Raw genomic sequence first — 22,171 nt, 5'->3', positions numbered from 1 at the left:
CCACCTTCATCGGTCAAAATACGGATTCACTCTTTCTACTGCCTGCTGATAGAGTGTATTTCGCTGGGCCATCATGCGGTTAATGCGCTCTCGCTTCTCGTCTGCCGATAGTGTGCGATCAATTCGCACCATCTCGATACGATCATTCAGTTGGCGAACCGCTTTCTGTGTTTCTGTCATCATTTTCCGTTTTGATAACAGCCCGGCACTTTCGGTCTTCAGGGTGCTGGCATCGTCCTTACGCCCTTGTTCCCGATAGGCATTAATCGTGCGGCTGATCTGATTGGCCTGGTTCATCATGCGATAGAAATCATCGGCGAATTGCGTTGATTTGGCAGGGTCAGAGCCGCGCAGAAACGATTTGATAACCGGCAATTCATCCAGCCGCAGTGCTGGCGTTTCGCCGGCATCACTGAACTGTCGCGCAACAATATTGGTTGCCCCCAACACATACGCCCCTAGCGTGCCAGTGTAGCCCTGAACAATATGGTCGAGCATTTTGGGGGATAACCCGGTCGCCGCACCGATTTCACGCATCAGCAAACTGGTTTGGTCATTGTAGCGCGCGGCAGCAATCAGGTTACTGTCTGCCATGCTCTCAATGGGGCCGCCACGGAAGAAGTCATAATTCACATAGGCTTCTGCCATCGGCTTCACCACCTGTGGGATGGGGTTGAATGCCATCGTTTCAAGAAAATTTCGCGCGATGACTTTGCCGAACTTACCGGGGGAATCTTCACCGCCCAGCATACGCACGAAACGCTCCGGCGTTGTGCCAAACATTAGGCCTATTTCAAAGGGCTTAGGGAAACGAACGTGTTGATCACCTAAAAAGAAATGCCAATAGGCATCTTTATCCCAGTCCGGCAGTTCTTTATAGCGCTTATCGTCCCAGTTCAGCGCCAGAAGAGCTAAAGACAAGCCAGCGATATACCCCCCTCGCTTCAACACCTCTCGTGGGCCGTCCTTTATCGCTCTGCCAAGCTTACTCATCCCCTGCAAGCGCGCATTCAAAAATGGCACCATGTCGGTTAAACCGATAATTAATTTGCTGGAGCCCATCATGCTGAAGTCCATCAAGTCGCGCGCTTCAAACGCCGCCTGTGCCTTACTTTTGCCGGATTTTAATGCGGCATCATAGGTGGCTACGCGGTTAGCATTTTCCACAGCCTCACCTTTTCCCTTGTACCACTCCCAGCCTTTCTCCAGCTTATCCAGTACATCCTTGCCGCTGCGTACCAGCGTCGATTCGAATTCACGCATCTGGCTGTCGCTGTATCCTTTGCGGCGTAGCACTTTGCGGATGTTGGCTGCCGACCCTGCCGGATCGTAAACGTTAAGATAACCGCCGCCAAACGTAGCGCCAGCGGCCATCATGTCCACCAGCGTGTCATCCGTGGCCAGTGCTTTGCGTAGCCCCTGCAACGAGGATGTCACGGCACGAAAACCATCTTTATTGATGGCCCAGGAATGCAGGGAGTCGCGCATAAAGTTGCGCAAAATGAAGTCCGGCATCGCCGTCGTGCCGATAGTCAACACCCGTTTAGCCTGGCGCGCCGCTTTCATGAACACGGAGTTGCTACGCTCCATATCAATCATGGTGAAAGCACGATAGAGGTCTGGATCATTGACCTGCACCAGCTGCTCCTGCCCATCAACGTACACTTTCACCACATTTTTCCCGATGCGTTCGTAATCTATTTTGTTCGGTTTCTCGATCACCTCAACGACGCCGGTATCCGCCAGATTCACCACTGACCGGCGCATCGCCTCGTTTTTCATCGAGGCATCGACCGATTTCGCCACATAGTTGAACAGGTTTTCAATCGGGTCTTTGATAGTCAACTCGCTGCCTTTTAACTTGCGCACCGTGCTGCTTTGGTTGGCCACGCCGCGTGTCGTCCAGGGGCCGTGTGTCTCGCCGTTCTCCGCTTCACGGAAATACGGCAGATACCAGGCATCCTCCCACGTCGCCCGGCTTTCAGGATCAATCAACCCCATGTCCTGTTGCAGATCCAGAATCGACTTGATAAAGGCATCATATTTGCGTTTCTGATCGGCAAACAACGTTTCGTTACCCCGATTCAGGGTTTTCATGTACGCAATTTCGTCTGCCGTGAAGTTGTTTTCACGCCCCTCCGCCATCAACCGTTCAGAGCGGTGCCCGGCTATCCACTTCAGGAAATTTTCGCGCTGGTTGCCCAATGCGTCGAATATCCCCATCAATGAATCGGCTTTGCCCGTTCCCGGGATACGCTCGGTAACGCCCTCTTTTTTGTTGTACCGCACTAAACCGTGTTCCCACACCACGCCAGAAACCGCCCCAGCCCCGGCCGCCATGCGAGCGGCGGTATAACCGGACACACTGGCGTCAAAATCCCCCGCCGCGTCTTCAGCGTATTTCAGCGGTGCCAGGCCATCAAAGGTGCGGGTGTTTAGTTTACGGAAGGTTTCGCGCCACCACTGTTTCAGTTCCGTCCGATCGCTGTCGGCAGACATCTGGTAGAAGTCCTTGGCTTTATCAAACCAACCTTTATCAACGTTAAAGCCCATTTTGCGGCTGGTTTCGGCATCCATTATCGGGTTGCCGGTGCGTGAGTACAGGGCCTTGTTCTTGCGGATATCGGCGGATGAGAGTATATTTTGACTTGAGCCTTGGTCCGGTGAACCACGCTTGGGCAATTGGAGCCCTTGGGTCGTACTGGATTGAGGTTCTGAACCCTGAACGGTGTTCTCCTTGGGCAATTGGAGCCCTCTGGAACGAAGCCATTCAGGGTTTTGTTTTTCTCGGCGATACAGAGTTAACCCGTCACTCTCCATAACTCTTACCTTTTTCCCATCCTCAGAACCATAAACAGACGCGATACGATTCACCTCCAAACGATCCTGCCTTGCGTTCATATGCACAGCGGATACAACCGGATCACCATTGGCATCATTAGCTTCCAACAATGCTACAATCGCATTATCTTCTGTTCGAGAACGATATACTGCCAGTGGGTCATGCATCAGTTCCGGCAATCGTTCAATCACCTCTATTGGCACGTCGTGCTTCACGCCATTAGTCGCCTTGCGCACTGTGTCACGCGAGATCACCATATTTAAATTGGGCGCGCCCAGCGCACGCAGCACCGGCGGAGTTCTACCCATGGTAATAGTCATGTCTCCAGACCGTAGCGACCGCATCACCTTATCCAATTCAGATCGGTAGCGCTCTGCCTCTTCCGGCAGTGGTCGCAGCGGATCGGTGTCGTCTGCTTTCGAATACAGCGCATCAGTGTGTGAAAACGTATCCTCAAACTCGCGCGTGCCGGGCTTCTCATTGGCATACATCGCTGTTTTCTTAAAGCGGCCAGTGATGGTACGCAAGATATTGCGGATTTCCGCCGGCGTGATGTCGGCATGGCTGATTACGCCTGCTTTTCGAAGCCCGGTGGTCAGGAGTAAGATAAAGCGATCCCACATGCCACCAAGCCCGGTAAGCTCGCTGCGCTCTGCCATATGCGCCAGAAATTCATTGGCCTGCTCCTCCAGCGATTCATTGCTGTAGGAGCGTTCCACCTGGTGCCATACCTCTTGAATCGTTTTGTTCTTGCTGTCACGCGTCTGGTGCAGCACCCGCATGATGCGGTCATACTCCACATCACCAATCACTGATGCCAGTCCATGATGGGCGATGATTTCATGGCGCAGCTTGGCGCGCAGCTCACGCGGGCCTGCAATGTTGTCGGCGATGACGATCACCCGGCTGAGTTCTGGCTGATAGATAGCATGGACAGTGCCAAACTCCGCCGGGATGCCGTTTGGCATCATGGCCGCTGCTTCGGCCTGCGTTTGCACCGCCTTCACTTTGATTTTGGCTGCGCCGTTCAGGTGAGAGACGAACAGATCGGAGGCCAGTTGCACCCGGTCGCGCAGCATTCCAGTTTCCGGTTTGTGCCCGTCTCTACTGAAACTGCCATCGTGAATAATGTTGCCGCCGCCAATATCGGCCCCAGAAGCAGCAACGCCCTCACTTTTGGGGGCGTTGTCGTTGAGGGTCTTGCGTAGCTTATCCAGCTTTTCGTCCAACTCGGCACGATTATCTTTCAGATAGGCCCGCGCCTCTGCGCTGTCTTTAAACCCGGCTTTTAACGGTAATATCCGCGTGCTGTCTTTATACCCTAAGAACACCTGCCCATCGGCCTGACGACGAAACACCTCAATCTTTGCCGACTTACCGCTATTCTGTGTGGTACCACGCGGTTCCTCTCCGAAACCGGCAGCCTTTCCTTGTTGTCCATATTCTGGAGCAGGAAGCCGTACCGCATAACCCCCCTCGACCTCTTCGACCGTGGCACCTGGCATTTTCCCCCACTTTGAGTGACGGGCCAGATGTTCACTCGTGAAGGGGCGACTTTTCGTATAGAACTTCAATTCACCGACAGGTTCGCCGCGCGCATAGGCTTCCGTTGTCGCATCGACAGGCACACCCGCAACACGGTGGCGCTGATCGGGCAACGCAGTTTGATTATTGCCACCCATCGCCTCAGTAAACTCTCGCGTCTTGCGCTGAGTGCGCGTTTCACCGGCGGTAAACTGTGGCGGTTGCGCCGTCTGCCCCTCGTCGATTGTCGGCGAACCAGAAAAAATGATGCCTTTATCCTCAATAGCATGAGTCGGCACCGTCTCGCTGTCATAGATTTGGCTGGCTCGCCCCACCTCATTGCCCACCTGTGGGCGTTCGGCGGGAATAAAAGACTGTCCGCGCACCTGCCGCCCGGCATCGAACTGCGGCCCGCTGCCCGCAGCACGTTCATCGCTCATCATCGGGTGAAGCTCCCCGGGCATGGCGATAACAGATGTTTGCCCGGGGGCTGGCAGTCGAGGTGTGCGTGCAGCCCGGATTTTTTCAGCCCGTTCCAGAATAGCCTGCTCTTCTGGCGTATACCCCTGATCGCCCTGCTCCATCTGTTGGCTAATAAGTTCTTCAGCCGATGGCGCGTGTCGCTGCTCTGCCAGCGCACGCTGGACATTACTATCGTCAGCGAACCCCTGAATGCGTGAGTCTTGGCGCAGATACGCCGGCGTATCACGGAATGCGTCCACACGCCCAGAGGAAATGCCATTTGGTGATTGATTATCTGGTGTGGCTGATTGCAGCGATTCCACTTCAGGTGCAGACTGCTGATGGAGGGGCTGGGGCGCAGGCTGTGGCTTTCCTTTGGCATCAATACCGAGACGCTCTGAAAGCACGGTGCGTACAGCCTCATGCTGCAATTGCTCTTCGTCAGAACGCTGAGGGTTTTCATTCAATTTGCGGTATGTCGTCAACAGGTCATCATCCGACTGTTGCTTGAATGCCTCTACCTTTTGAGCAATTCTGTCATGCTGATCCAGTTCATCGAGTCGTTCGCTCGCCGCCCGTTTCAATTCACTGTTATTGGTCAAATCCGCACTGGCATACTCCCGCAGCATGGCAGCACGATCTTGTGTTGCATATCGCTGCTTCGCTTCTTCATAGGGTGACAATGCTGGTTGCGCCGCCCCCTCTGTTACGGAGATAACCGGGCCGCCATCACGCCATTCACCGGTATACCCAGGAGGGGGCGTATCATCCCCCATTTTCACTACCGGGATAGAAGAACCATTATCCTGATTTCCCTCCTGATGGGATGCTTTCCATTCCGGCGTATCTACCGCGCTATCGGGCGATGGATTAGCGTGATTCCCTCGCATCCCCCCAACTGCGCCAATGGCACCACCCATACCCACCCCTACAACGGCATTGTTGGCACCGACCTCCAGCACGTCTTTCATCGGGTCGATTTTCTGCCCGGCGGTGTCGATCAGCTGTTGGTTTTGTACATAACGCTGCCCAGCGCCTTGCGCAAATTCAGTCGCCCCTTCAGAGAGAGCGCCAGCCGCAACACCCGATACCACGCCACTGGCCGCCCCCTTCTTCGTCAATAACGACAGCAGGGTGTGATCGCCGAGGGTGGAAGCAGCAATATTTACCGCCAGCAGTCGTGGGTCTGCCGTCACCGCCGTAGCCGCGCGATCGGCTACCATGTTGCGCGCGAGCGTCAATTTCTGCGTATCATCCAACCTGGCATTCTGCGGATCAGAATCAACGTCTGAAAACGCCTGCTGAAATGTCTTGCTTTGCGTAAGCTCATCGAATGACAGGGCATTGATCTCACTGCGCATGTCAATGCCGCCCTGCCCCTGAGCAGACCCCGCCATGGTGCCAACAAAAGTGCTTTTACCTGCAACGGCCGCCGCACGATCGGCCGTTTCCTTTGCTAACTGACGGGCCGCCTCTTCCGGCATGGATTTGCTGAGACGATTAAAAGCCGCGCGCTCCGCCATCTCTCGCGCAGCGCTGGCCCCAACCTTTGACATGGCTCCACCGCTAATCAATTGCGCGATGGTCGGCACGGCATTGATAAGCCAGGTATCCTTATCGAACAGCCCTTCTCCGGCACGCAACCCGGTAATATTGCCTTCCTTGTTCCGTTCTGTGCTGACAAAATCCAGAGAGGCCGCTTTTTTTGCTCCGTCACTGTAGGAGTCTTTGATCTTCTGTGACGCAGCGCCAGCCAGGCTGCCGACGCCCTGAATAATGGCACTGCCCGCACGGGATAACGGGTTTCCCGCAGTCTGGCGCATAACCGCCATGGTTTGGTCATCAATGCCATATTGTTTTTGGTACTCCCGCGCCTGAGCATCTGCTTTATCATCGAGAAGCTGGTTGCCTGCTCTGAACAACTCGCCACCGGCAGCCACCATATCCAGTGGTGCGGCAATCGCCGCCTTTCCAATATCGCCAAGTGTCACACTGGCTTCGACCGGCTTTTTGTTCCAGTTTTCAGGAGAAAAGAACTGGCGATCGAAATCGGATAGCTCACCGGGTTGCTGAATATTCAGTCCCTGCCGGTTATTGTTCGCCGTTTGCTGTTCAGGGCGCTGCTGCTGTAACTGCTGTGGATCGTAGGCCATTGTCACTCCAGAATTCAGGCATAAAAAAAGCCCCGCTGTTTAGGCGAGGCTTGGTATCTTTGGGGAATTTAGCGCGTATTGGCGCTTAGGGGAAGTACATTGCTGTGTTGGAGCCCATCTTCAAGTTCTGAAATTAGCATCAGGCCCAGCAATGCAGTACGGCGTATTGTTTCCGGATTTACGTCATTATCGATGTTTGTTAGTAGATCGAGTAACCCACGAAGGCTACTCAGTGTTATCTCAGCTCCTAGGTTCATCAGACACCTCCGCATCCAGCGCAAGGCGAATCTCTCCAAACGAATCGCCTACAATACCGATCAATGCGGACAACTGGGGTGAAACCTTCTCTTCTTCAACCATCTTCAAGATAATGTCGAACAACGATGATAATTGCCCTGCTTTATGCGCGGCTAAATCCAGCGGCAACGTGCTATGCATGAGCACCTCCAATAATCTTGGATAGCTGCGTCAACCCCTTAGCGGTGATCAGAACCTGCTCCACCACCTTTTCACTACCATCACTACGGGAAACAGTTGTAATTTTGTGCTCCAGTAATCCACGCTGAATCTTGTCCTGATAACCGAGCCATGATTTCCCACCCGCACGTTTATAGATCCAGTGATTCTGAGACAGAACCTTAAAGGCTTGCTTTGGCTGTAACTGCAAATGCTTGGCCGCATCAGTGATGCACATGCTGCCTTCAGATTTGGTAGCAATGCGATCAAGAGCCTCTGCTTTCGGGGTAAGTGTTTCAACCGCTCCCTTGAGGGCTATCACTGTTTCGGAATAGTTTAAGAGCAACTCGCGCATCGTCGCCGGATCGTTCAGTGCCTGCATCGGGTCAATAACCGGCGTGAGCTTCCCTGTGCGAAAATCAATGAAGGTCTGGTTCACCTGCAAGCGGAACGCAGGAGAAATCCAGCCAGCATATTCAATGGCAAGGAGTTCGTGGGCGAAAGTGCCGGGAGCAGCGCCCCCTTTCACTGTCTTGACTACTTCTTGACCTACCGACAAATTTGCACTTAGCTCACCGATTGAGTTTTGACCTAACCGTAAATTTACGGTTAGCTGCTCGATCAGCTCTTTTGTGCTACTGCGGCGTAGCCATTCGCTGGGGGCCTTATCTTTTCCTGTGCTACTCGCACGATGAAGTGCATTCAAATTGAACCGCCCTTCTGCATCAGTGGTGATTTGAACACCGGCGATCATGGGGACTGTGCTTGTTGATACTTTTGCTGTTAGACTGTTCATGTCTATTTCCTTGTGGGGATTGGACAAATCAGAAGCCCTGACGGTTGCCGCCGCTAGGGCTTCGCTATTTTTACTAATCATTGGCTTTCTCTTTTCTCAGGCTGTGTGCCAGACGTTGCACTATCGCTGAGTTGATAGATAAGCCGTCATTGTCAGCCCTCGCTTTAAGTTCTTTCTTCATCTGCTCCGGCAAGCGCAAAGTGAGCGCGCTGTTCTTAGGACCTGTGTATAGCACGTTGCTCATGTTAACTTCCTCTTTGTTGGTGTTTAGTTGCCACTATAGGGCCAGCTTAACACCATTGATGGGGGTGTCAAGTACCCACTATTATGATGTCAAAGAGTATCATGGGGTTTTCAATGGCTAAGTATCCAAGTCAGTTACAGGACAAATTCAACTTACGGTTTCCAGATGGTATGCGGGATGCCATAGCTGAACGAGCCAAACGCAATGGGCGGTCTATGAATACGGAAATCATCATGATCTTGGAAGAAGCGCTTAAAGCGAACACCACAAGCGACCACATTGATCATACCCTTGATTTTATAGTCACCGATCCTAGGGTAGAAGGTCGACCAGATCCTGCACATTCATCACAAGATTTTTTGCGTGCTGTATTTGAAAAACTAAATAATATTGAGAAGAAAATAGACAAAAAGGATTAGTTATGCACCCAATTAAAAGCATTTTCATTTTGCTCGCTATCTTTGTATCCTCATTATCTTTAGCTGAAACATATGAAATTTCTGTCACTCGAAAAGATAGTAATATTTATCGTATTGATGGAAAAAACATTATTGTCCAGACAAAATACTGTTATGTCTATGCATATTCAGAGAATGCTTACCTACGAACCAATGCATACGATGAGAAACTTATATTCGTAGATAGCCATGATTCATGTGATGTCTCTGGAGTTTATGGGAAAAGCAATATGAAAAATGGAGCTTACAAAGTAAAAGTCAGTCACGAAAATGATAATTGGTATAGTATTTGGGGCACCGATTATTTTATACAAACATCTATGTGTATTGAACTTGCATTATCAGACGATGCCATATTAAAAACTCAAGGTTTAGGCGGAGAGTTGATTTTTGAAAATGGAAATAATTGTACGGTAGAAAACGTATACTCAAAAATTAGGCTATGAAAAGGAATTTTTAAATGAATAATTTTTTTAAAATACCATTAATTATTATTTCAGCATTAACACTATCAGCTTGCGCATCAAATCCACGTATAGAATATTTATCAGGGGAGCAACGCAGCAAAGCCATCAATATGCCCGTATACAAAAATAACCCTCTATCACCTAATGCCAAAACCATAAAAGCTGTTGATGGTCTATCTTGCAACCGAAATAAATATCAAGCGCCGGACATCTCTGAATCTGAAGCGCTTGAAGGTGTAAAAATAAAAGCAGCAATGCTAAACGCTGATGCTGTAGTAAATACTATATGTCAGAAAAACTCCGATACAGACTGGATAAACAACTGCTGGGCATCAGTGAAGTGTATTGGTGATGCCGTTACTATAGTAAAATAATTTCATTAGGCGCAACACTGCGCCTATGTAATCAAGAAGACGTCCTATTTTATTTACTGGCATCTATTTACCTTGCTCTACCTTCTGCATTCCTCGCAAATATTGAGCCGTGTAGCTGTCATTGTTTTTTGGCTGGTTATTCTGAGTATTAGGTGTTACCGAGACGCCTTTTTGATATTCAGCATATTTCGTATCCAGTTGTGCAGGGTTTATATCACCTGTAAACGCGCCGGCAGATAACGCTTTCTGCGCAAACGCCACTTTACCGGGATCATTACCCGCCCATTGCTGTAAGGCTGGGGCCGTTCTATTCTTGGTTTTTTGCCCAAATGACTCAGCAATCTGGTCATCCAGCTTGTCAAACTGGGTATTAATTGTTGAGGCATTATCGGGGTCTTTAGCCAGTGCTTTCGCACGTTCTTTTTGTGAGTTAATGGCCTGGGTGCGATATTCCTTTGCTTCCGCTCGATCTTGCTTAGAACTGCCGTTTACCAGACGATTCATGAATTGTGCCGTTGACGGGTCGCTGTTTATCGCTCCCACCATCTGCCCATAACCTCTGAATTGTGCCATAGCCTTATCAAGAGGGATAACCACAACATTATCCTGCGGATCTGATGAGGCATATCGCGTCATTGGCTTCATTTTTGAAACTGAACCATCATCAAATTTGGTATTCACGGACAGGAAAATGCCTTTTCCATCCTCAGTGAGCCCAATATGGGCCAATTCCTTGTCCTTAATGGTTTTCCCCGTGCTGGGGTCTTTCTCACCTAGCCCACGTTTGATGTACGGTGCCAGAACCTTATCAGCCACACTGACGAATTGGGGATCATTGTAATCCACCTGCCCGCTCATCACCTGTGGCATGATTTTATTCATGTCGCGAACAGTCTGGATTTTGTCCGGACCAATGAATCGCGTGGGGCTGTACGGATTATCATCTGAGATTTGCCCGGCCAGACGTAATGCATCCTCATCCCATTGGCCATTGTTGGTTTTCAGCCGATCATAGAATGCCTGAACGGTTGGCATTTGTTCGTTCATTCGGAGCTGACGATCCCTTTCTGTTCGCTGGTAATCAAATTTCTGTTGTGCCAATCCAAAGCTGCGATCGGCATTCTGTTGTTGCATTTGCATTTGTAAGTGACGTAGCCCCAGCTCCTGCGCCTGTATGCCTACCCCGGCACGCTGAATGCCCAGTCTCTGTTGCTCCAGCGCTTGATTCAATCCAAAACGGCGCGCATCCTCTTTATCCAGACCAGTCTGTCTTTCAAAATTCCGTTTATCAGTTTCCTTTCCGTAATCAAATTGCTGTTGCGCCAATCCAAAGCTGCGATCGGCGTTCTGTTGTTGCTGTTGCATTTGTAAGCGACGTAACTCTGATTCCTCTCTGCGCTGTAGCGCACTGTCCATCGTGTTAAACCCGGCCAGAAAACCATCAGCCAATCCCCGCACATCCGCCATAAATCCCCCAATTATGAAAATAATGAGCCAGCCAACAAACCAACCGCTGCACCAATTGCGGTACCAATGCCGGGAGCAAATGACCCCATTGCTGCGCCAGCCGCCGCCGTTGAGCCCAACGCTGCACCGCCCGCCGCCCCCATTCCAGCCATCGCACCTTTCGTTTGGTTTGCTGCTGCCTTTTGCTGGGCTTTTAACTGCTCATTCGCTGCTTCACGCTGCTGTTCCTGTTCAGCGGCTTGCTGCATACCTTGCATTCCTTGCTGGCGTGTCTGCGCTGCGATATCTATCAGTCCATATCCCATTATGTTTCACTCCCGATTTTGAGAAGCTCACGAAGCCCAGTGGAGCCGCCGGTTAAAATGCTCATCTGCCGATCGGTTTCTGCATCCCGAATACCGTTCTTGGCACCCGCCGTTGCCAGCGCTGTTTTTAGCCCCAGGCTATTATCCGTGCCATTCTGCTGCGTTGCGCCATAGCGAGCCTGCTGATTGGCCGTGCCAACTGTTGCTGTGTTTAGCGCCTGCTGTTGTGTGGCATCCGCCCTGGCCAATTGGTTATTCATCAACTGCCCACTGGTTGATAGCTCCATCAACCCTTGCAGCTTAGGGTAGTAACGCTGCATCCAGTCGTCGTACTGTTTGCGCGTAATATCTGCGAATGTGTCTGACGCTACGCCCATGATTAACCACCTACATTTCTAAAATTCGAGCTCATAAAAGGCACATCCGAAACACCAAATACGCCACTGGAGTTACCACTGCTTAATGTGGTTGTGGGTGTTTTTGCCGGAAAACTGGATAACCCTTTGCTCACCAGCGCGCCGCCAACCGTGCCAATTAGCCCTTTGCTGGCCTGCTGTTTAGATAGTGCGCTCTGCGCATCAGAAATCGCCTTCTGCTGCGATGCCGCTGCGATCCCCTGATACCCCTGCAATGCTTCGGCCTTCTGCCCCGATCCCATCGCCTGAACATCCTGCAACCCAGCAACATACTTATTTTGCTGATCGGTTTGTGCCCGGTTAGTTGCGTCAATCGTTCCCGCCACCTGGTCAGTGGTAATATCTTTCAGTGCTGACTGAAATTTCCCGCTACTCGGATCAACCCCAACGGATGCCAGGCCGTCAGCGGCCTGCCGGCGCGTTCGCGCGAATTCCTGCTGATAGCCAAGATTGACATCCCCTGCGATATTTCCGTACTTCTGCCCGTCATTTAGGGAATCCACTTTCTCCATGAACAAATTTTCATAAGGCTTCAGTTCATTTTGATACAAATTCCATTGCTTGCTGGCCACCTCTGCCGCAGCCATCTGTTGCGTTGTTTCTTTGACTTCGGTGCTACCACCGCCCCCTTTACCCATGCTTCACCTCATACCGCAATTTTGAATTTCATCAGCCCAAACTCGTCTGGCAACCGCTCAAAACCCAGCCGCTGCGCCACCCGGATAAACCCCTTCCTGACCGTATAGAATTCAGCCCAGCGCCCGCCAACCATACGAGTGAGTTCCTGAACATGGGGCAGCCAATACGCGAGCGCATCTTTTTTGGTGCTGACACCCAACCACACCACCACATACGGAATACCGTGGTAACTCCGGGGCCTGAGGACAATCCGCGTATCCTCCGTACCAAAGCAAAACGCCTGCTTTTTACGGCAGGCGTTTTGGATTTTCTCAATGAGATGTTCATCATTGGTATCTATACCCACCTGATGAATTATTTTCGCCAATTCTTTTTTCATTTTATTGAGAGTTTTAAAATTTCATAACCGTAAACACTATTTGAGACGGCGCGTTCTGCCATCTGTCGCTTGTTATTGTCAGCGTTTCATTTTCTTGGATAACCCCTGTTGCCATTGTGTTGTTATTGCTCGCACTTCCCGCGACAGCAGCCATTACATTTGAGCCATTAAAATAAATATTCACTGCACCATTCTGGGCATTCGTTGCCAAAACAACAGGAGATGAAAATATTGTTCTTTTAAACGGTTGTGCGGGAATTACTGTTACTGAACCAACGTTATGAATTATTGGTTTAACGATATCACCCTCTAAATCCTCAACATAAACCTTTCCCCTAAACACACCATTTGTTGCATAAACAGTGCCGCGAAAAACGCCATCATTGGCATAAACCGTCCCCGTGAATGATCCTGATGTGGCAGTTATTTCACCTTCAATCTTGGCGTTTTTAGCCGTCATATTACCGTTCGGGTCAACATTAAAATTACCACTCTCTATTCGTGCCGTTTTAATGTACGGCGACACAATTTGAATACCCGCCCTCACGCTATCGGCAATAATGCTCTGGGCGGCCAGTATTTTTATAACCGCAGTTCGCATCACGGCCTCATCAATCACAACCTTGCCATCTGAAACAGCGAACGGAATAGCGTATGTATTTTTGTCATTCGGGTTATTAGGGTCGAAAATAAAAAACTGACTGGCGGCCACGGCAACCTGACTGATTGTATTACCGTTCGCATCACGACCTGCAACAATGCCAATACCCGCCTTTATATCACCCGCCTGTGCTTTGGTATTCCACAATGATTGATATGCGGCCGACCCGTTTTTATCTATTCGTGAGATAATTTCTTTGTTTGTCTGAACGGCAGCTTTATTTTCTTCCATGCTTCGCGACAGATTTTCTATCAATGGCGAGGCATTTAACTGATCGCGAATAACATCAATAATCACAGCAGGGTCGGGATGCGTTTGCGCGTGAGTCCCTTTAACATCGTTGAATGGGCCGGGGTCGCCTTCAGAATTGACATGGCGAACCCAGTAATAACCACTCCATCCGGGGTCTACCGGGTCGCCGTATACACCAGCTGCCGAGCTGGCAACGAGCACCGCGTCAGCCAAATTATCATCAGGCGATCGGTATATTTCGGTTAATGACCGGCCACGATAATTCGGCATATCCCATTCAAGCAAGACATAAGCAAACCCACCGGTCGCTTTGAAACCTGTCGGTTTAGTTGGCTTCTGCACTCCGCCCCCCGAGCCTGAGCCGCCGGGCCCATTGCCTGGTGATAATGCGACTTTGCCGCCACCCAGTTGGCGCAGATTCGCCAGACCAAGCCCTGCCAAATCACCATACGTAACCGCCCGGTTTCGTCCATCACCGCGCTGCCCCGTTAGCGTTTCAATATTTTCAACAACCGCAGCCTGGTCTCTGCCGGCCCTGAATTTGGTGCTGCTCATGCTGGCATCTCCTGCATTGACGTTGTCAGTGTAATGCGATCGACTGGCGCGTTACCGTACACTTCTATCTGCCAGCGCTTGCCCCGCATTGGCGGTAATTTCAGCAATGTTTCCTTCAGGCTGCCCGGCGGCAATTGCATCACCACTTTCTTATCGGCATACAGAATCACACCGATGGATGGCAGGATATCGCTCATCACACGCAGGCACGAAAATGAGGTATTTGATGGCGCAAGGAACAGCTTGGATCGCCAACGGAAATTCACCGGCACGCCCGTATTTAAGGTATAAAGCTGGCGGCCTTTAGTGATGTAGAGCGTATCGCCCGATTCATCGTTATAGGCTGCATCGAATGATGTCGCCACATAGCGAATATCCATATTTACCGGGTCGAAGATGAACCCGGCAACACCGGAATCCGTGTCATACAGAGCAAAATACTCATTTTCCACCCGCCACGCCCGGATAGACGCCGGGTTAAAGCGCTGCCGCCACTGTTTCGCTTCTATGATATTTGCGGTGGCGATCGCGGCGGCCCCGTCGGCGCTGATTGAAACCAGTCCGTTGGGCGAAGCATATAAGGCAAAGCCGTCCATTGTGACCATACTTTTGCGCGATACACAGGACAGCGCGATCAGGGAGTGGCTGGACGTGATATTGGATGGCGTGATCCCCGAGAACACATACGGTATCCCTTTCGTGCCCACGATAAGCGTTGTACCCACTGGCGTGATTGCAACGATCTCATCTCGCGTTGTTTGCTTGTTCGCATCCTTCCATGCGTATGGTAGATATGCCTCACTGAACATCACCTGATTACCCATGAACCCGGCGGCTATGCCGTTCGACATCATACACAGGCCAATCATGCCATCTGGGGGCATGTTATGGCCGTAGGTTTCTAATGATGCGCTAAGTTGGGATTCAGACAAACTATCGATGAATGTCGCCACAGCAATATCCAATTCCGCAACCAGCAAAAAATCAGCCGACTCGCTACTCGTCGCGGATCGGTATATCCGCCGCTTGGTGATGTTGTGGTTTTGCTGGCCGGGTGGTTGTAGCCGTAACTCCACCGAGCTCCCCGAATAGGCGATCGTCAATTCAGCCGATGCGGGGCCCGGCGGCCCTTCTTCGCCGTATGCGGTTACATACGTCTCGGTGTAATAACGCGTTTCATCATCTTTCGGATCATTACTGCCAACACCTGCTGGTGGTGTTACCGCACCGACCGCAATCGGATTGGCAGGCACGGGAATGCCAAGGCGAAAAAACGCAGCCGGATAATTTCCACCACCCTTTGTGGCGATTAACGCGCTGGTCACTTTCGGAAAATCGCCATCCGTGTAATAAACACGCCCATAATCATCATTCGCCACCGGGCTGCGTATCACGTCAACAGCCTTATTCCAGGCAAACCAAAAATTGTCACGGTAACGAAAGAGCGTTTCCGGCTTGATGGCGAAACTCTTCTGTTGATCGACATCATCCAGCATAGGGGTGATAACGCCATGCCTGAAATGGCAGCCTTGCGCTAACGTTGAGTTGGCATCAGGCAATAGGTGTTCGACAATGCGCGGCATTTCACCACGCATCGCTGTGATATCAATGGTTGCCATGCTAAAGCCTTGGTGTTGGTGCGAGGAGGAAACAAAAAGCCTCGCTGTCAGGCGAGGCTTGGTATCTTTGGGGAATTTAGCGTGCATCCAATTCAGACAACCGTACCGATAGCGCTTCAATTAAACTTTCTTGCTCATTGATTTTGTCAGCCAGCGCCAGTATCGCCTCGTGATGCAGCGCAGCTGCTACGCCATACGTATCTGGGGATAGAGCCCGCTCCACAACATCGCCGTTCGGTAATTTAACATCGTTTGTTTCAATTACGGCCTCAGGAAATACGCGCTGAATATCTTGTGCAGTAATCCCGATACCGAACGCGCCGTTTGTTTTCCATGTCCATGTCTGGCCGCGCATCCGCCGCATTTTTTGCAGTGGCTCGGTGATCGGGCCATCCAGATTTTTTAACCGTTCATCAGATGTTGGAGACCACGATGCGCCAGTCGCTACACCCGAGCTATTAAACATCCAGGCCACATACGTGTTGTCGTGACTCAGTTGGAGTATTCCCGTCTTTGCCGCCGCCGCTGCTTGCTGAACAACCTGCGGATAGATGAAAAATGACACGTCACTATACACTCCAGATAAAAATCTCGATCCCACCGCTACCCCGTTGCTGTATGTTCCCGCCACTGGGGTTGATGCAGGAGATGCGCCACCGGCGATAACCTCTCCTATTACCGCTCCACCGCTTCGACCGCCTATTGTTCCCAGACGAGCATCGTCACCAGCAGCAACTGTCCCACTTGATGTCCCCACATTACGTGTTGAGCTATTCCCCAATCCTAAATTATTGCGAAAACTGGCAGCATTAATTCCTGTGCCATCTTTTTGTGCAAAATTCGACACATCAATTGTTTTTGCCCACACCTCAGCCTGCGTGGCAGATTTTTGAGCCGTTGCTGCACTACCGGCTGCCGATGATGCTGCGTTGGATGCGATACCCGCTGTACTACTTGCATTGTTTGCGGCTTGCAATGCTGACGCCGCTGATGCCGCCGATGCATTCGCGCTATTCGCCGCCGATGATGCTGCGTTGGATGCGGCAGAGAGCTTCTGATTAACATCTGCCTGAATCTCGCGGAAATAGACAATAATTTGCGGCGTAACGGCTTGCTCCAGCCTCGTTTTTTCCAGCAAGTCGTTAATGGTTGTCGGCGTGGTATCCTTGTTGATAGACACCGAGCCGTAAACGGCGTTATTACCCGCGTACTGAACTGAGATGGAATAATCACACAATTCGAGTGAGATGGCGTATTCACCACGACCATTGGTCGTAGCGGATGCGGAAAAACCATTTAGTACAGAACGCCCATTTGTTAAGGCGGTGAAGGTGATTTCAGCACCAGGGATAACCACGCCAGCCGGGTCAATCAACACGCCGCTTATCAATATGCTCATTGTGCTCCCCCGCCAGATTGCACCTGTTTTTTCTGTCCTATTGCCTGATCGGTCTGTGCCTTAACACCCAGCAGATCGACAAATGTTTGGTAATGTTGAGAGGACAACATAGCGTAGTTGCCGTTTTCGCTGTCTTTGCCGTATGCCCGAAACAAAATCCATTCCAGCACCGGATTGATATAGAGCTCATCAAGGGGAAATATCCTGTTAACATCGGCTCTTAAGTCACTAATGATGGCTGCCGGAGGTAAGCGCGACACGCTAATCTCAAGCGAAACACCTGATGTGGCACCGGGGAACAGATAAAACGTGCGCGGGGTTTGCTCATCATAACAATAACGCTCAATCGGCCCAGACAGGGTATGCCAGTCTGGATACTGATAGTCGAGCACATGGCGCGGAATCGCCTGAATGGCTCGCCCACCAACAATGCGTATGACATCTAAAAGACGAAGCGCGCCATCAGGTAATTGCTGCCGCGTGCCCGGTTGACAGGCAAAGGCCTCTACCGATGCGCCAGCATCCGGGCGGATGATAATGACCGCGTTAATCGCATCATTGAAGTAATCCAACAACTCAGATTTCGACCAGCGTAGCCAGTGCGCATCAACTAGCTGGGCATTAGCCCGGCCAATAACATCATTGATTGTGATCATCAGTAGAATTCGTGTCGGCGTACCGGGTTTTGAAAACCGGTAACAGGGGAATTATCCAGAGCATCGCGGTAAGCACGGCGATATCCGTCGGTAAAAATAGCGCGGAAATAGGCGGCACGCTGCGGATCGCTCCATGGTTGCCCAGGCATAATATACAAGTCCTCCAGCGCACCCGCCGCCACCACGTCAGTATAATCATCAGCCAGCGCGTCAGGCACTGCATCAGCATCACGTCGGGGCTCTACCGCAAACAGAGCGGAAACACGGCTATATGCGTGGTTGAATACCAGATGATTGGCAGAAATCACCGTAAAATCGGTGCCAGCATCCAATTCACTGGGTGTGTCAGGGTTGCTTAGATTGGTTATGAGCAAACGCTTGACGCATTTCACCAGCGGGCTCTCGGTTAGCGGATACGCAATGCCAGGCTGCACATTCGTCAGCAGCACAGTGTCACGGCAGATCAGTGATTCCCGGCAAAAGGCGATCGCCGCCTCGCGGATTGATTGCCGCATCATGATATCCAGTGGGCCGGTAATGTGCTTGCGAACCGCCGGGAGAAAAGCGTCAAGCGCGGCCATTACTCTGCGGCCCTTGCTTTGATGGCATCACGAACGCGAACGCGGAATTCATCAGCTTTTTCCTGCGCGCCCTGTTTCAAATCGAGATCTTCCGCTTCAACCAATGTTTTCAATTGAACAGTGGTCAGTTTCGCCAGGTCAACATCATCATTCCCGACCGCCACTACCCAACTGTTGGCCTCGGCCTCAGCTTGCAACCGCGCCAGCTCTTCGGCCATCCGCGCTGTCTTTAGCGCCTCTTCCTCTTCATGTTGTTTAAGCGCTGCGCCAGCATCTGACTCCCGTACCCACACTGTAGGAAACGCGAGCAACTGGTGGGCAATCGCGCTATCAACATCAACCGGGACAAGGCGCGGAAAAATTAGCCGACTATTGGTTATGGTATCGCACTTCTTTTCTTTACTGCCGATGTACACAAGCGAAATGGTATCCGCCATAAAATCAACTCCTTAAAACAGAAAACCCGCCATTGCAGCGGGTTTGGTTATGGGGTAACAGGGATTAGTAGCCAACGACGGTGTACTTGACGAGGACAGTCAAATTGCCGGTAGCGGCAGCACCAGCGATAGTTGCGGTGATCTTCTCACCGTCGGTTGCCGTGCTGTAGGGGGCGACAGGCACCGATTTCGCAACCGCCGCCGAATGTGCCGCCGCGCCAACCAACACCTTGTCACCGCTTTTGATTTCTACCGTTACGTTTGCACCCAGTGCGTCACTGATAACATCAACGCCGTAAATGCGCATACCGATCGGCATTTCAAGCAGCTCGACAATATCATTGATAGCGGCGGCTTTCAGAACCACCTGGCTCTCTGCGATAGAGAAATTCCCACCGGCCCCCTGATAAATAGCATCACGCAACGAGGGCGACTTAATTATTGCCATATCATCTCTCCAAAAAATGAGTAGTTAGCGAGGCGTGGTAATCGCAGAGTCAACCACGATAATGCCGTGGTCGTTGATGCGACCGTCTTTCTGCTTGAAGCGGATTTTTTTCAGCCCGTTAACCCAGCGGATAGAGACCTCGGTGCCGTTGCCGTGATCCACCTTCTCTTCGTTGTAACCGAAGTGGCCGCCGTCCTCACCCGAACCGTAGGCGTTCGCCAGCGCCTGACCGCCCAGCAGCAGCGCACGGTCGATGGTGGTTTTCGCTTCTTTCAGCGCAACCGTTGCCGCCAGGTCATTGTTGGATACCGCAACCTGCGAACCGGTATTGAAACGCACAGGCATCCCGGTGTATTTGCGTACCAGAATGTTGCGCCACATAGCACACTCCCCCTTGAAAAGCGGGTGATCGAAGCCCTTGGAGCGCTGGACTGCACGCGACAGCATGGCCTGCCAGTCCTTACCAGATGTTGAGGTGTACCAGTCATTCCACTGGCGCGGCGTCACGTTCAGCACATAATACGGGTCTTCATTCGCCATCTCGTCTTTCGACATTTTGATCGGCTGAATCGGGTGCGCCATCTCATCGATAAACAGTGACAGGTTATCAACCACACCTAACGTAAACAGGTCGGCAGCGTCCAGCCCTTCAAAACTGGTGGCATCACCGGCGAAGAAGTGGCGGTCATAGGTTGGCGGCAGCACATCGTTGATCATGATTTTGCCGAATTCACTGTGACCGGCCAGCGGCTTAAAATGGTGTCATCGGCAATGAAATCACCGCGTGCGCCAGCCAGATGAACCGTAGCGCACTGGTCTTGCAGATCGTTGAAGTAAGTCCCGAGCAAAACACGCGCGGTCTTGTTCAGGTTGTGCTTGAAACGCTGCTCGCTCATCTTGCCGCCGGCATCTACCAGGTGGCGGCCCTGATTGATTTTGAGTGAGAAGTCAGCAAATGCGAGGTTTTCACCACGGCCAGCCAGCTTCTCATCGCCCATGGTCGGGAGCTTTGACAGCTTGTGGACGATTTGCATGTCCACCTCATCGCCTTTCTGCTTTTGCAAATCGGTAATGCGCACCACCGGAGCCGTGTAACTGGTTTGCTTCACGCCTTTTTGATCCGGCGTTACCGCCTTGGGTGCCTCCTGTTGTTCGGTCATGATATTAACGAACGAGCGATTGCGGTTGGCTGCGGTAAACAGCGCGACCTGCATCAGCTTATTCGCCTGAGAAGAAGTGATTGTTGTCATGTTGATTCCCTAAAAATGAAAAACCCGCACGATGGCGGGTTACAGGATTACGGTGTTCGTCAGATGGCTTGTTCCAGTAACGCTTCAATCTGCGCATCGGTCATGCCGGAAAACATGGCGTGCAGTTGTTCCGGGCTGGCGTTAGCGGCTTGCTCCAGTAGCGAGGGAGATTGCGTTGCAGTCTGGCCGACATCTGACGGTGAGGCCGGGAGCTGTGCGGCGGCGGTCGCCTTTGCCAGCACATCTGCGGCTTTCTGCTGAAGCTCGGCGGTAGTCGATTGTGCTGGCTGCCCTGCGGACGCAGACTGTTGAGGTGCACTCTCAACACTTTCACCGTAGGCAGCACGAGTGCGCTTCACGACTTCACCGAATCGCTCAGTTAATGACTTGTCTTTCCATGCAGGGTCGTGCTTCAGCGTTTCATCGATGTGGATTGCCAGCGTGAAACGATCCGGGTCATCACTCTGCCAGGCTTTCAAATCCGGTGTAGCGTCCAGCGCCATTGACACAGGATTACTCTCATTAGATTGCGTGACAGCAGGTACTGGTTGCACGGCTTGCAAGTGTTCCACTTTCTGCGCCAGTACATCGATGACGTTAGCAACATCGGGAAAACTCTCGCGTAAAACATCAAGCTGCTCCTGAGTAATCTGCGATTTCTCAGGTAATTGCGCAGGCTGCAACCCAGCGGCATTAATCTGGCGCTTAAACACCTCAAGCTGGCGCTGGGCCTCTGCCAGTTCAGTTGCGGTGCGCTGATTGCTTTCCGCCAGACGACGCTTTTCAGCGCGTTCCGCTTCCAGCACGTCATAAGGAATAGCGTGTTTGCCGTCCTTACTGAGCAGGATTTTGGCCGCCGTCGCTTGCTCTGTGTCAGTCGCCTGACCTGAAGCAGCACTTTGTTGCCCTACAGCCACGCCCGGCGTCGGCGTGTTACTACCGTTATCGCCCGTATTTTGCTGACTGGCCGCTGCCTGAACTGTCGCCGTTTGCGCCCCTGTAGTACCAGTGACTGTAGTATCAGTGACTGCTGCTGACGTGTTTCCCGGTGCGGTTTTATCATCAACAGTCACCTCGCCAATTTTTTCCAGCAGTGCTTCCAGTTCTTCCGGGGTTTCATTACCTGTTAAATCGAGTTCCACGTTTATGACTCCTGCATGTCTATTTGTCGGATAGATCCGAGGGATTGAGGCGTATCGCTGCCTGTGCGAATCAGCGCCCTGTCACCAAGGCGCTTACCCGCACAAACAAAAACGCCCACCGAATGGCGGGCGCTGATTTTGTGGCATAAAAAAACCGGAGCAGCTTTTTAAGGCATGCTCCGGCATCTT

Annotated in this window: 20 protein-coding genes and 1 pseudogene; 3 read left to right on the top strand and 18 right to left on the bottom strand. The window is 51.6% G+C overall.

The window, feature by feature from the left end:
* Positions 1-6 precede the first annotated feature (6 nt).
* The 4 genes from O1Q98_RS01445 to O1Q98_RS01430 all read right to left on the bottom strand — a co-directional run bounded on the left by O1Q98_RS01445 (position 7) and on the right by O1Q98_RS01430 (position 8,477).
* Entirely contained in the window at positions 7-6,981 is a 6,975-nt protein-coding gene (locus O1Q98_RS01445) for an LPD38 domain-containing protein (protein ID WP_125259460.1), read from the bottom strand.
* A gap of 240 nt (positions 6,982-7,221) precedes the next feature.
* Positions 7,222-7,419, bottom strand: a complete 198-nt coding sequence (locus tag O1Q98_RS01440) for a hypothetical protein (RefSeq protein WP_125259459.1) — start codon at positions 7,417-7,419, stop codon at positions 7,222-7,224.
* Positions 7,412-8,314, bottom strand: coding sequence for a phage antirepressor KilAC domain-containing protein (locus tag O1Q98_RS01435; protein WP_240632758.1), 903 nt, complete (start codon positions 8,312-8,314; stop codon positions 7,412-7,414). The genes O1Q98_RS01440 and O1Q98_RS01435 overlap by 8 nt, the downstream gene beginning before the upstream one ends.
* Complete coding sequence (locus O1Q98_RS01430; protein WP_125259458.1) at positions 8,307-8,477, bottom strand: Arc family DNA-binding protein; 171 nt, start codon at positions 8,475-8,477, stop codon at positions 8,307-8,309. Before O1Q98_RS01430 ends, O1Q98_RS01435 begins: the two co-directional genes overlap by 8 nt.
* Before the next feature lie 113 nt (positions 8,478-8,590).
* Between O1Q98_RS01430 and O1Q98_RS01425 the strand changes: the two genes are divergently transcribed.
* The 3 genes from O1Q98_RS01425 to O1Q98_RS01415 are packed head-to-tail and all read left to right on the top strand — an operon-like array spanning position 8,591 to position 9,776.
* Positions 8,591-8,896: an Arc family DNA-binding protein gene (locus tag O1Q98_RS01425; protein ID WP_125259457.1), complete on the top strand. Its 306-nt coding sequence runs from the start codon at positions 8,591-8,593 to the stop codon at positions 8,894-8,896.
* A 2-nt stretch (positions 8,897-8,898) separates the two neighbouring features.
* Complete coding sequence (locus O1Q98_RS01420; protein ID WP_125259456.1) at positions 8,899-9,381, top strand: hypothetical protein; 483 nt, start codon at positions 8,899-8,901, stop codon at positions 9,379-9,381.
* A 14-nt stretch (positions 9,382-9,395) separates the two neighbouring features.
* On the top strand, positions 9,396-9,776 hold the full coding sequence (locus tag O1Q98_RS01415; RefSeq protein ID WP_125259455.1) for a hypothetical protein: 381 nt from the start codon (positions 9,396-9,398) through the stop codon (positions 9,774-9,776).
* A 63-nt stretch (positions 9,777-9,839) separates the two neighbouring features.
* On the opposite strand, the gene O1Q98_RS01410 is transcribed toward O1Q98_RS01415, so the two are convergent.
* The 14 genes and pseudogenes from O1Q98_RS01410 to O1Q98_RS01345 form a co-directional block, all read right to left on the bottom strand.
* A complete protein-coding gene (locus tag O1Q98_RS01410; RefSeq protein WP_125259454.1) occupies positions 9,840-11,243 on the bottom strand; it encodes a hypothetical protein in 1,404 nt (467 codons plus the stop codon).
* An 11-nt stretch (positions 11,244-11,254) separates the two neighbouring features.
* Positions 11,255-11,548 (bottom strand): bacteriocin, encoded by a 294-nt coding sequence (locus O1Q98_RS01405; RefSeq protein ID WP_125259453.1) that lies wholly within the window; start codon positions 11,546-11,548, stop codon positions 11,255-11,257.
* A complete protein-coding gene (locus tag O1Q98_RS01400) occupies positions 11,548-11,925 on the bottom strand; it encodes a hypothetical protein (RefSeq protein ID WP_125259452.1) in 378 nt (125 codons plus the stop codon). The genes O1Q98_RS01405 and O1Q98_RS01400 overlap by 1 nt, the downstream gene beginning before the upstream one ends.
* Positions 11,926-11,927: 2 nt before the next feature.
* Positions 11,928-12,602, bottom strand: a complete 675-nt coding sequence (locus tag O1Q98_RS01395) for a hypothetical protein (RefSeq protein WP_125259451.1) — start codon at positions 12,600-12,602, stop codon at positions 11,928-11,930.
* Between the two features lie 8 nt (positions 12,603-12,610).
* Positions 12,611-12,970 (bottom strand): hypothetical protein, encoded by a 360-nt coding sequence (locus O1Q98_RS01390; protein WP_240632757.1) that lies wholly within the window; start codon positions 12,968-12,970, stop codon positions 12,611-12,613.
* Between the two features lie 25 nt (positions 12,971-12,995).
* Positions 12,996-14,450: a phage tail tip fiber protein gene (locus tag O1Q98_RS01385; RefSeq protein ID WP_164512986.1), complete on the bottom strand. Its 1,455-nt coding sequence runs from the start codon at positions 14,448-14,450 to the stop codon at positions 12,996-12,998.
* The gene (locus O1Q98_RS01380; protein WP_125259449.1) at positions 14,447-16,069 is read right to left on the bottom strand and encodes a hypothetical protein; all 1,623 of its coding nucleotides are present in this window, start codon (positions 16,067-16,069) and stop codon (positions 14,447-14,449) included. Before O1Q98_RS01380 ends, O1Q98_RS01385 begins: the two co-directional genes overlap by 4 nt.
* Before the next feature lie 76 nt (positions 16,070-16,145).
* A complete protein-coding gene (locus O1Q98_RS01375) occupies positions 16,146-17,468 on the bottom strand; it encodes a prophage tail fiber N-terminal domain-containing protein (RefSeq protein ID WP_125259448.1) in 1,323 nt (440 codons plus the stop codon).
* Positions 17,465-18,124, bottom strand: coding sequence for a phage adaptor protein (locus tag O1Q98_RS01370; RefSeq protein ID WP_125259447.1), 660 nt, complete (start codon positions 18,122-18,124; stop codon positions 17,465-17,467). The genes O1Q98_RS01375 and O1Q98_RS01370 overlap by 4 nt, the downstream gene beginning before the upstream one ends.
* Positions 18,124-18,705, bottom strand: coding sequence for a hypothetical protein (locus tag O1Q98_RS01365; protein ID WP_125259446.1), 582 nt, complete (start codon positions 18,703-18,705; stop codon positions 18,124-18,126). Before O1Q98_RS01365 ends, O1Q98_RS01370 begins: the two co-directional genes overlap by 1 nt.
* On the bottom strand, positions 18,705-19,142 hold the full coding sequence (locus O1Q98_RS01360) for a hypothetical protein (protein ID WP_125259445.1): 438 nt from the start codon (positions 19,140-19,142) through the stop codon (positions 18,705-18,707). Before O1Q98_RS01360 ends, O1Q98_RS01365 begins: the two co-directional genes overlap by 1 nt.
* Positions 19,143-19,206: 64 nt before the next feature.
* Positions 19,207-19,590 carry a hypothetical protein gene (locus O1Q98_RS01355; protein WP_125259444.1) on the bottom strand — a complete coding sequence of 128 codons (384 nt, stop codon included), beginning with the start codon at positions 19,588-19,590 and terminating at the stop codon, positions 19,207-19,209.
* 24 nt (positions 19,591-19,614) lie between these two features.
* Positions 19,615-20,840 (bottom strand): annotated as a pseudogene (locus tag O1Q98_RS01350) (N4-gp56 family major capsid protein).
* 59 nt (positions 20,841-20,899) lie between these two features.
* Positions 20,900-21,982 carry a hypothetical protein gene (locus tag O1Q98_RS01345; RefSeq protein WP_240632756.1) on the bottom strand — a complete coding sequence of 361 codons (1,083 nt, stop codon included), beginning with the start codon at positions 21,980-21,982 and terminating at the stop codon, positions 20,900-20,902.
* Between the last annotated feature and the right edge of the window lie 189 nt (positions 21,983-22,171).

The sequence above is a fragment of the Dickeya lacustris genome (assembly GCF_029635795.1).
GTDB classification, from domain to species: domain Bacteria; phylum Pseudomonadota; class Gammaproteobacteria; order Enterobacterales; family Enterobacteriaceae; genus Dickeya; species Dickeya lacustris.
The sequence above is the reverse complement of the archived record's forward strand: the minus strand, read 5'-3'. Positions and strand labels throughout refer to the sequence as shown.

Excerpts from the sequence above, each read along its gene's own strand:
- O1Q98_RS01380 (WP_125259449.1), bottom strand. The coding sequence starts at position 16,069 with ATGGCAACCATTGATATCACAGCGATGCGTGGTGAAATGCCGCGCATT.
- O1Q98_RS01410 (WP_125259454.1), bottom strand. The coding sequence starts at position 11,243 with ATGGCGGATGTGCGGGGATTGGCTGATGGTTTTCTGGCCGGGTTTAAC.
- O1Q98_RS01445 (WP_125259460.1), bottom strand. The coding sequence starts at position 6,981 with ATGGCCTACGATCCACAGCAGTTACAGCAGCAGCGCCCTGAACAGCAA.
- O1Q98_RS01415 (WP_125259455.1), top strand. The coding sequence starts at position 9,396 with ATGAATAATTTTTTTAAAATACCATTAATTATTATTTCAGCATTAACA.
- O1Q98_RS01370 (WP_125259447.1), bottom strand. The coding sequence starts at position 18,124 with ATGATCACAATCAATGATGTTATTGGCCGGGCTAATGCCCAGCTAGTT.
- O1Q98_RS01385 (WP_164512986.1), bottom strand. The coding sequence starts at position 14,450 with ATGAGCAGCACCAAATTCAGGGCCGGCAGAGACCAGGCTGCGGTTGTT.
- O1Q98_RS01440 (WP_125259459.1), bottom strand. The coding sequence starts at position 7,419 with ATGCATAGCACGTTGCCGCTGGATTTAGCCGCGCATAAAGCAGGGCAA.
- O1Q98_RS01420 (WP_125259456.1), top strand. The coding sequence starts at position 8,899 with ATGCACCCAATTAAAAGCATTTTCATTTTGCTCGCTATCTTTGTATCC.
- O1Q98_RS01435 (WP_240632758.1), bottom strand. The coding sequence starts at position 8,314 with ATGATTAGTAAAAATAGCGAAGCCCTAGCGGCGGCAACCGTCAGGGCT.
- O1Q98_RS01360 (WP_125259445.1), bottom strand. The coding sequence starts at position 19,142 with ATGGCGGATACCATTTCGCTTGTGTACATCGGCAGTAAAGAAAAGAAG.
- O1Q98_RS01395 (WP_125259451.1), bottom strand. The coding sequence starts at position 12,602 with ATGGGTAAAGGGGGCGGTGGTAGCACCGAAGTCAAAGAAACAACGCAA.
- O1Q98_RS01430 (WP_125259458.1), bottom strand. The coding sequence starts at position 8,477 with ATGAGCAACGTGCTATACACAGGTCCTAAGAACAGCGCGCTCACTTTG.
- O1Q98_RS01400 (WP_125259452.1), bottom strand. The coding sequence starts at position 11,925 with ATGGGCGTAGCGTCAGACACATTCGCAGATATTACGCGCAAACAGTAC.
- O1Q98_RS01355 (WP_125259444.1), bottom strand. The coding sequence starts at position 19,590 with ATGGCAATAATTAAGTCGCCCTCGTTGCGTGATGCTATTTATCAGGGG.
- O1Q98_RS01425 (WP_125259457.1), top strand. The coding sequence starts at position 8,591 with ATGGCTAAGTATCCAAGTCAGTTACAGGACAAATTCAACTTACGGTTT.
- O1Q98_RS01405 (WP_125259453.1), bottom strand. The coding sequence starts at position 11,548 with ATGGGATATGGACTGATAGATATCGCAGCGCAGACACGCCAGCAAGGA.
- O1Q98_RS01365 (WP_125259446.1), bottom strand. The coding sequence starts at position 18,705 with ATGGCCGCGCTTGACGCTTTTCTCCCGGCGGTTCGCAAGCACATTACC.
- O1Q98_RS01375 (WP_125259448.1), bottom strand. The coding sequence starts at position 17,468 with ATGAGCATATTGATAAGCGGCGTGTTGATTGACCCGGCTGGCGTGGTT.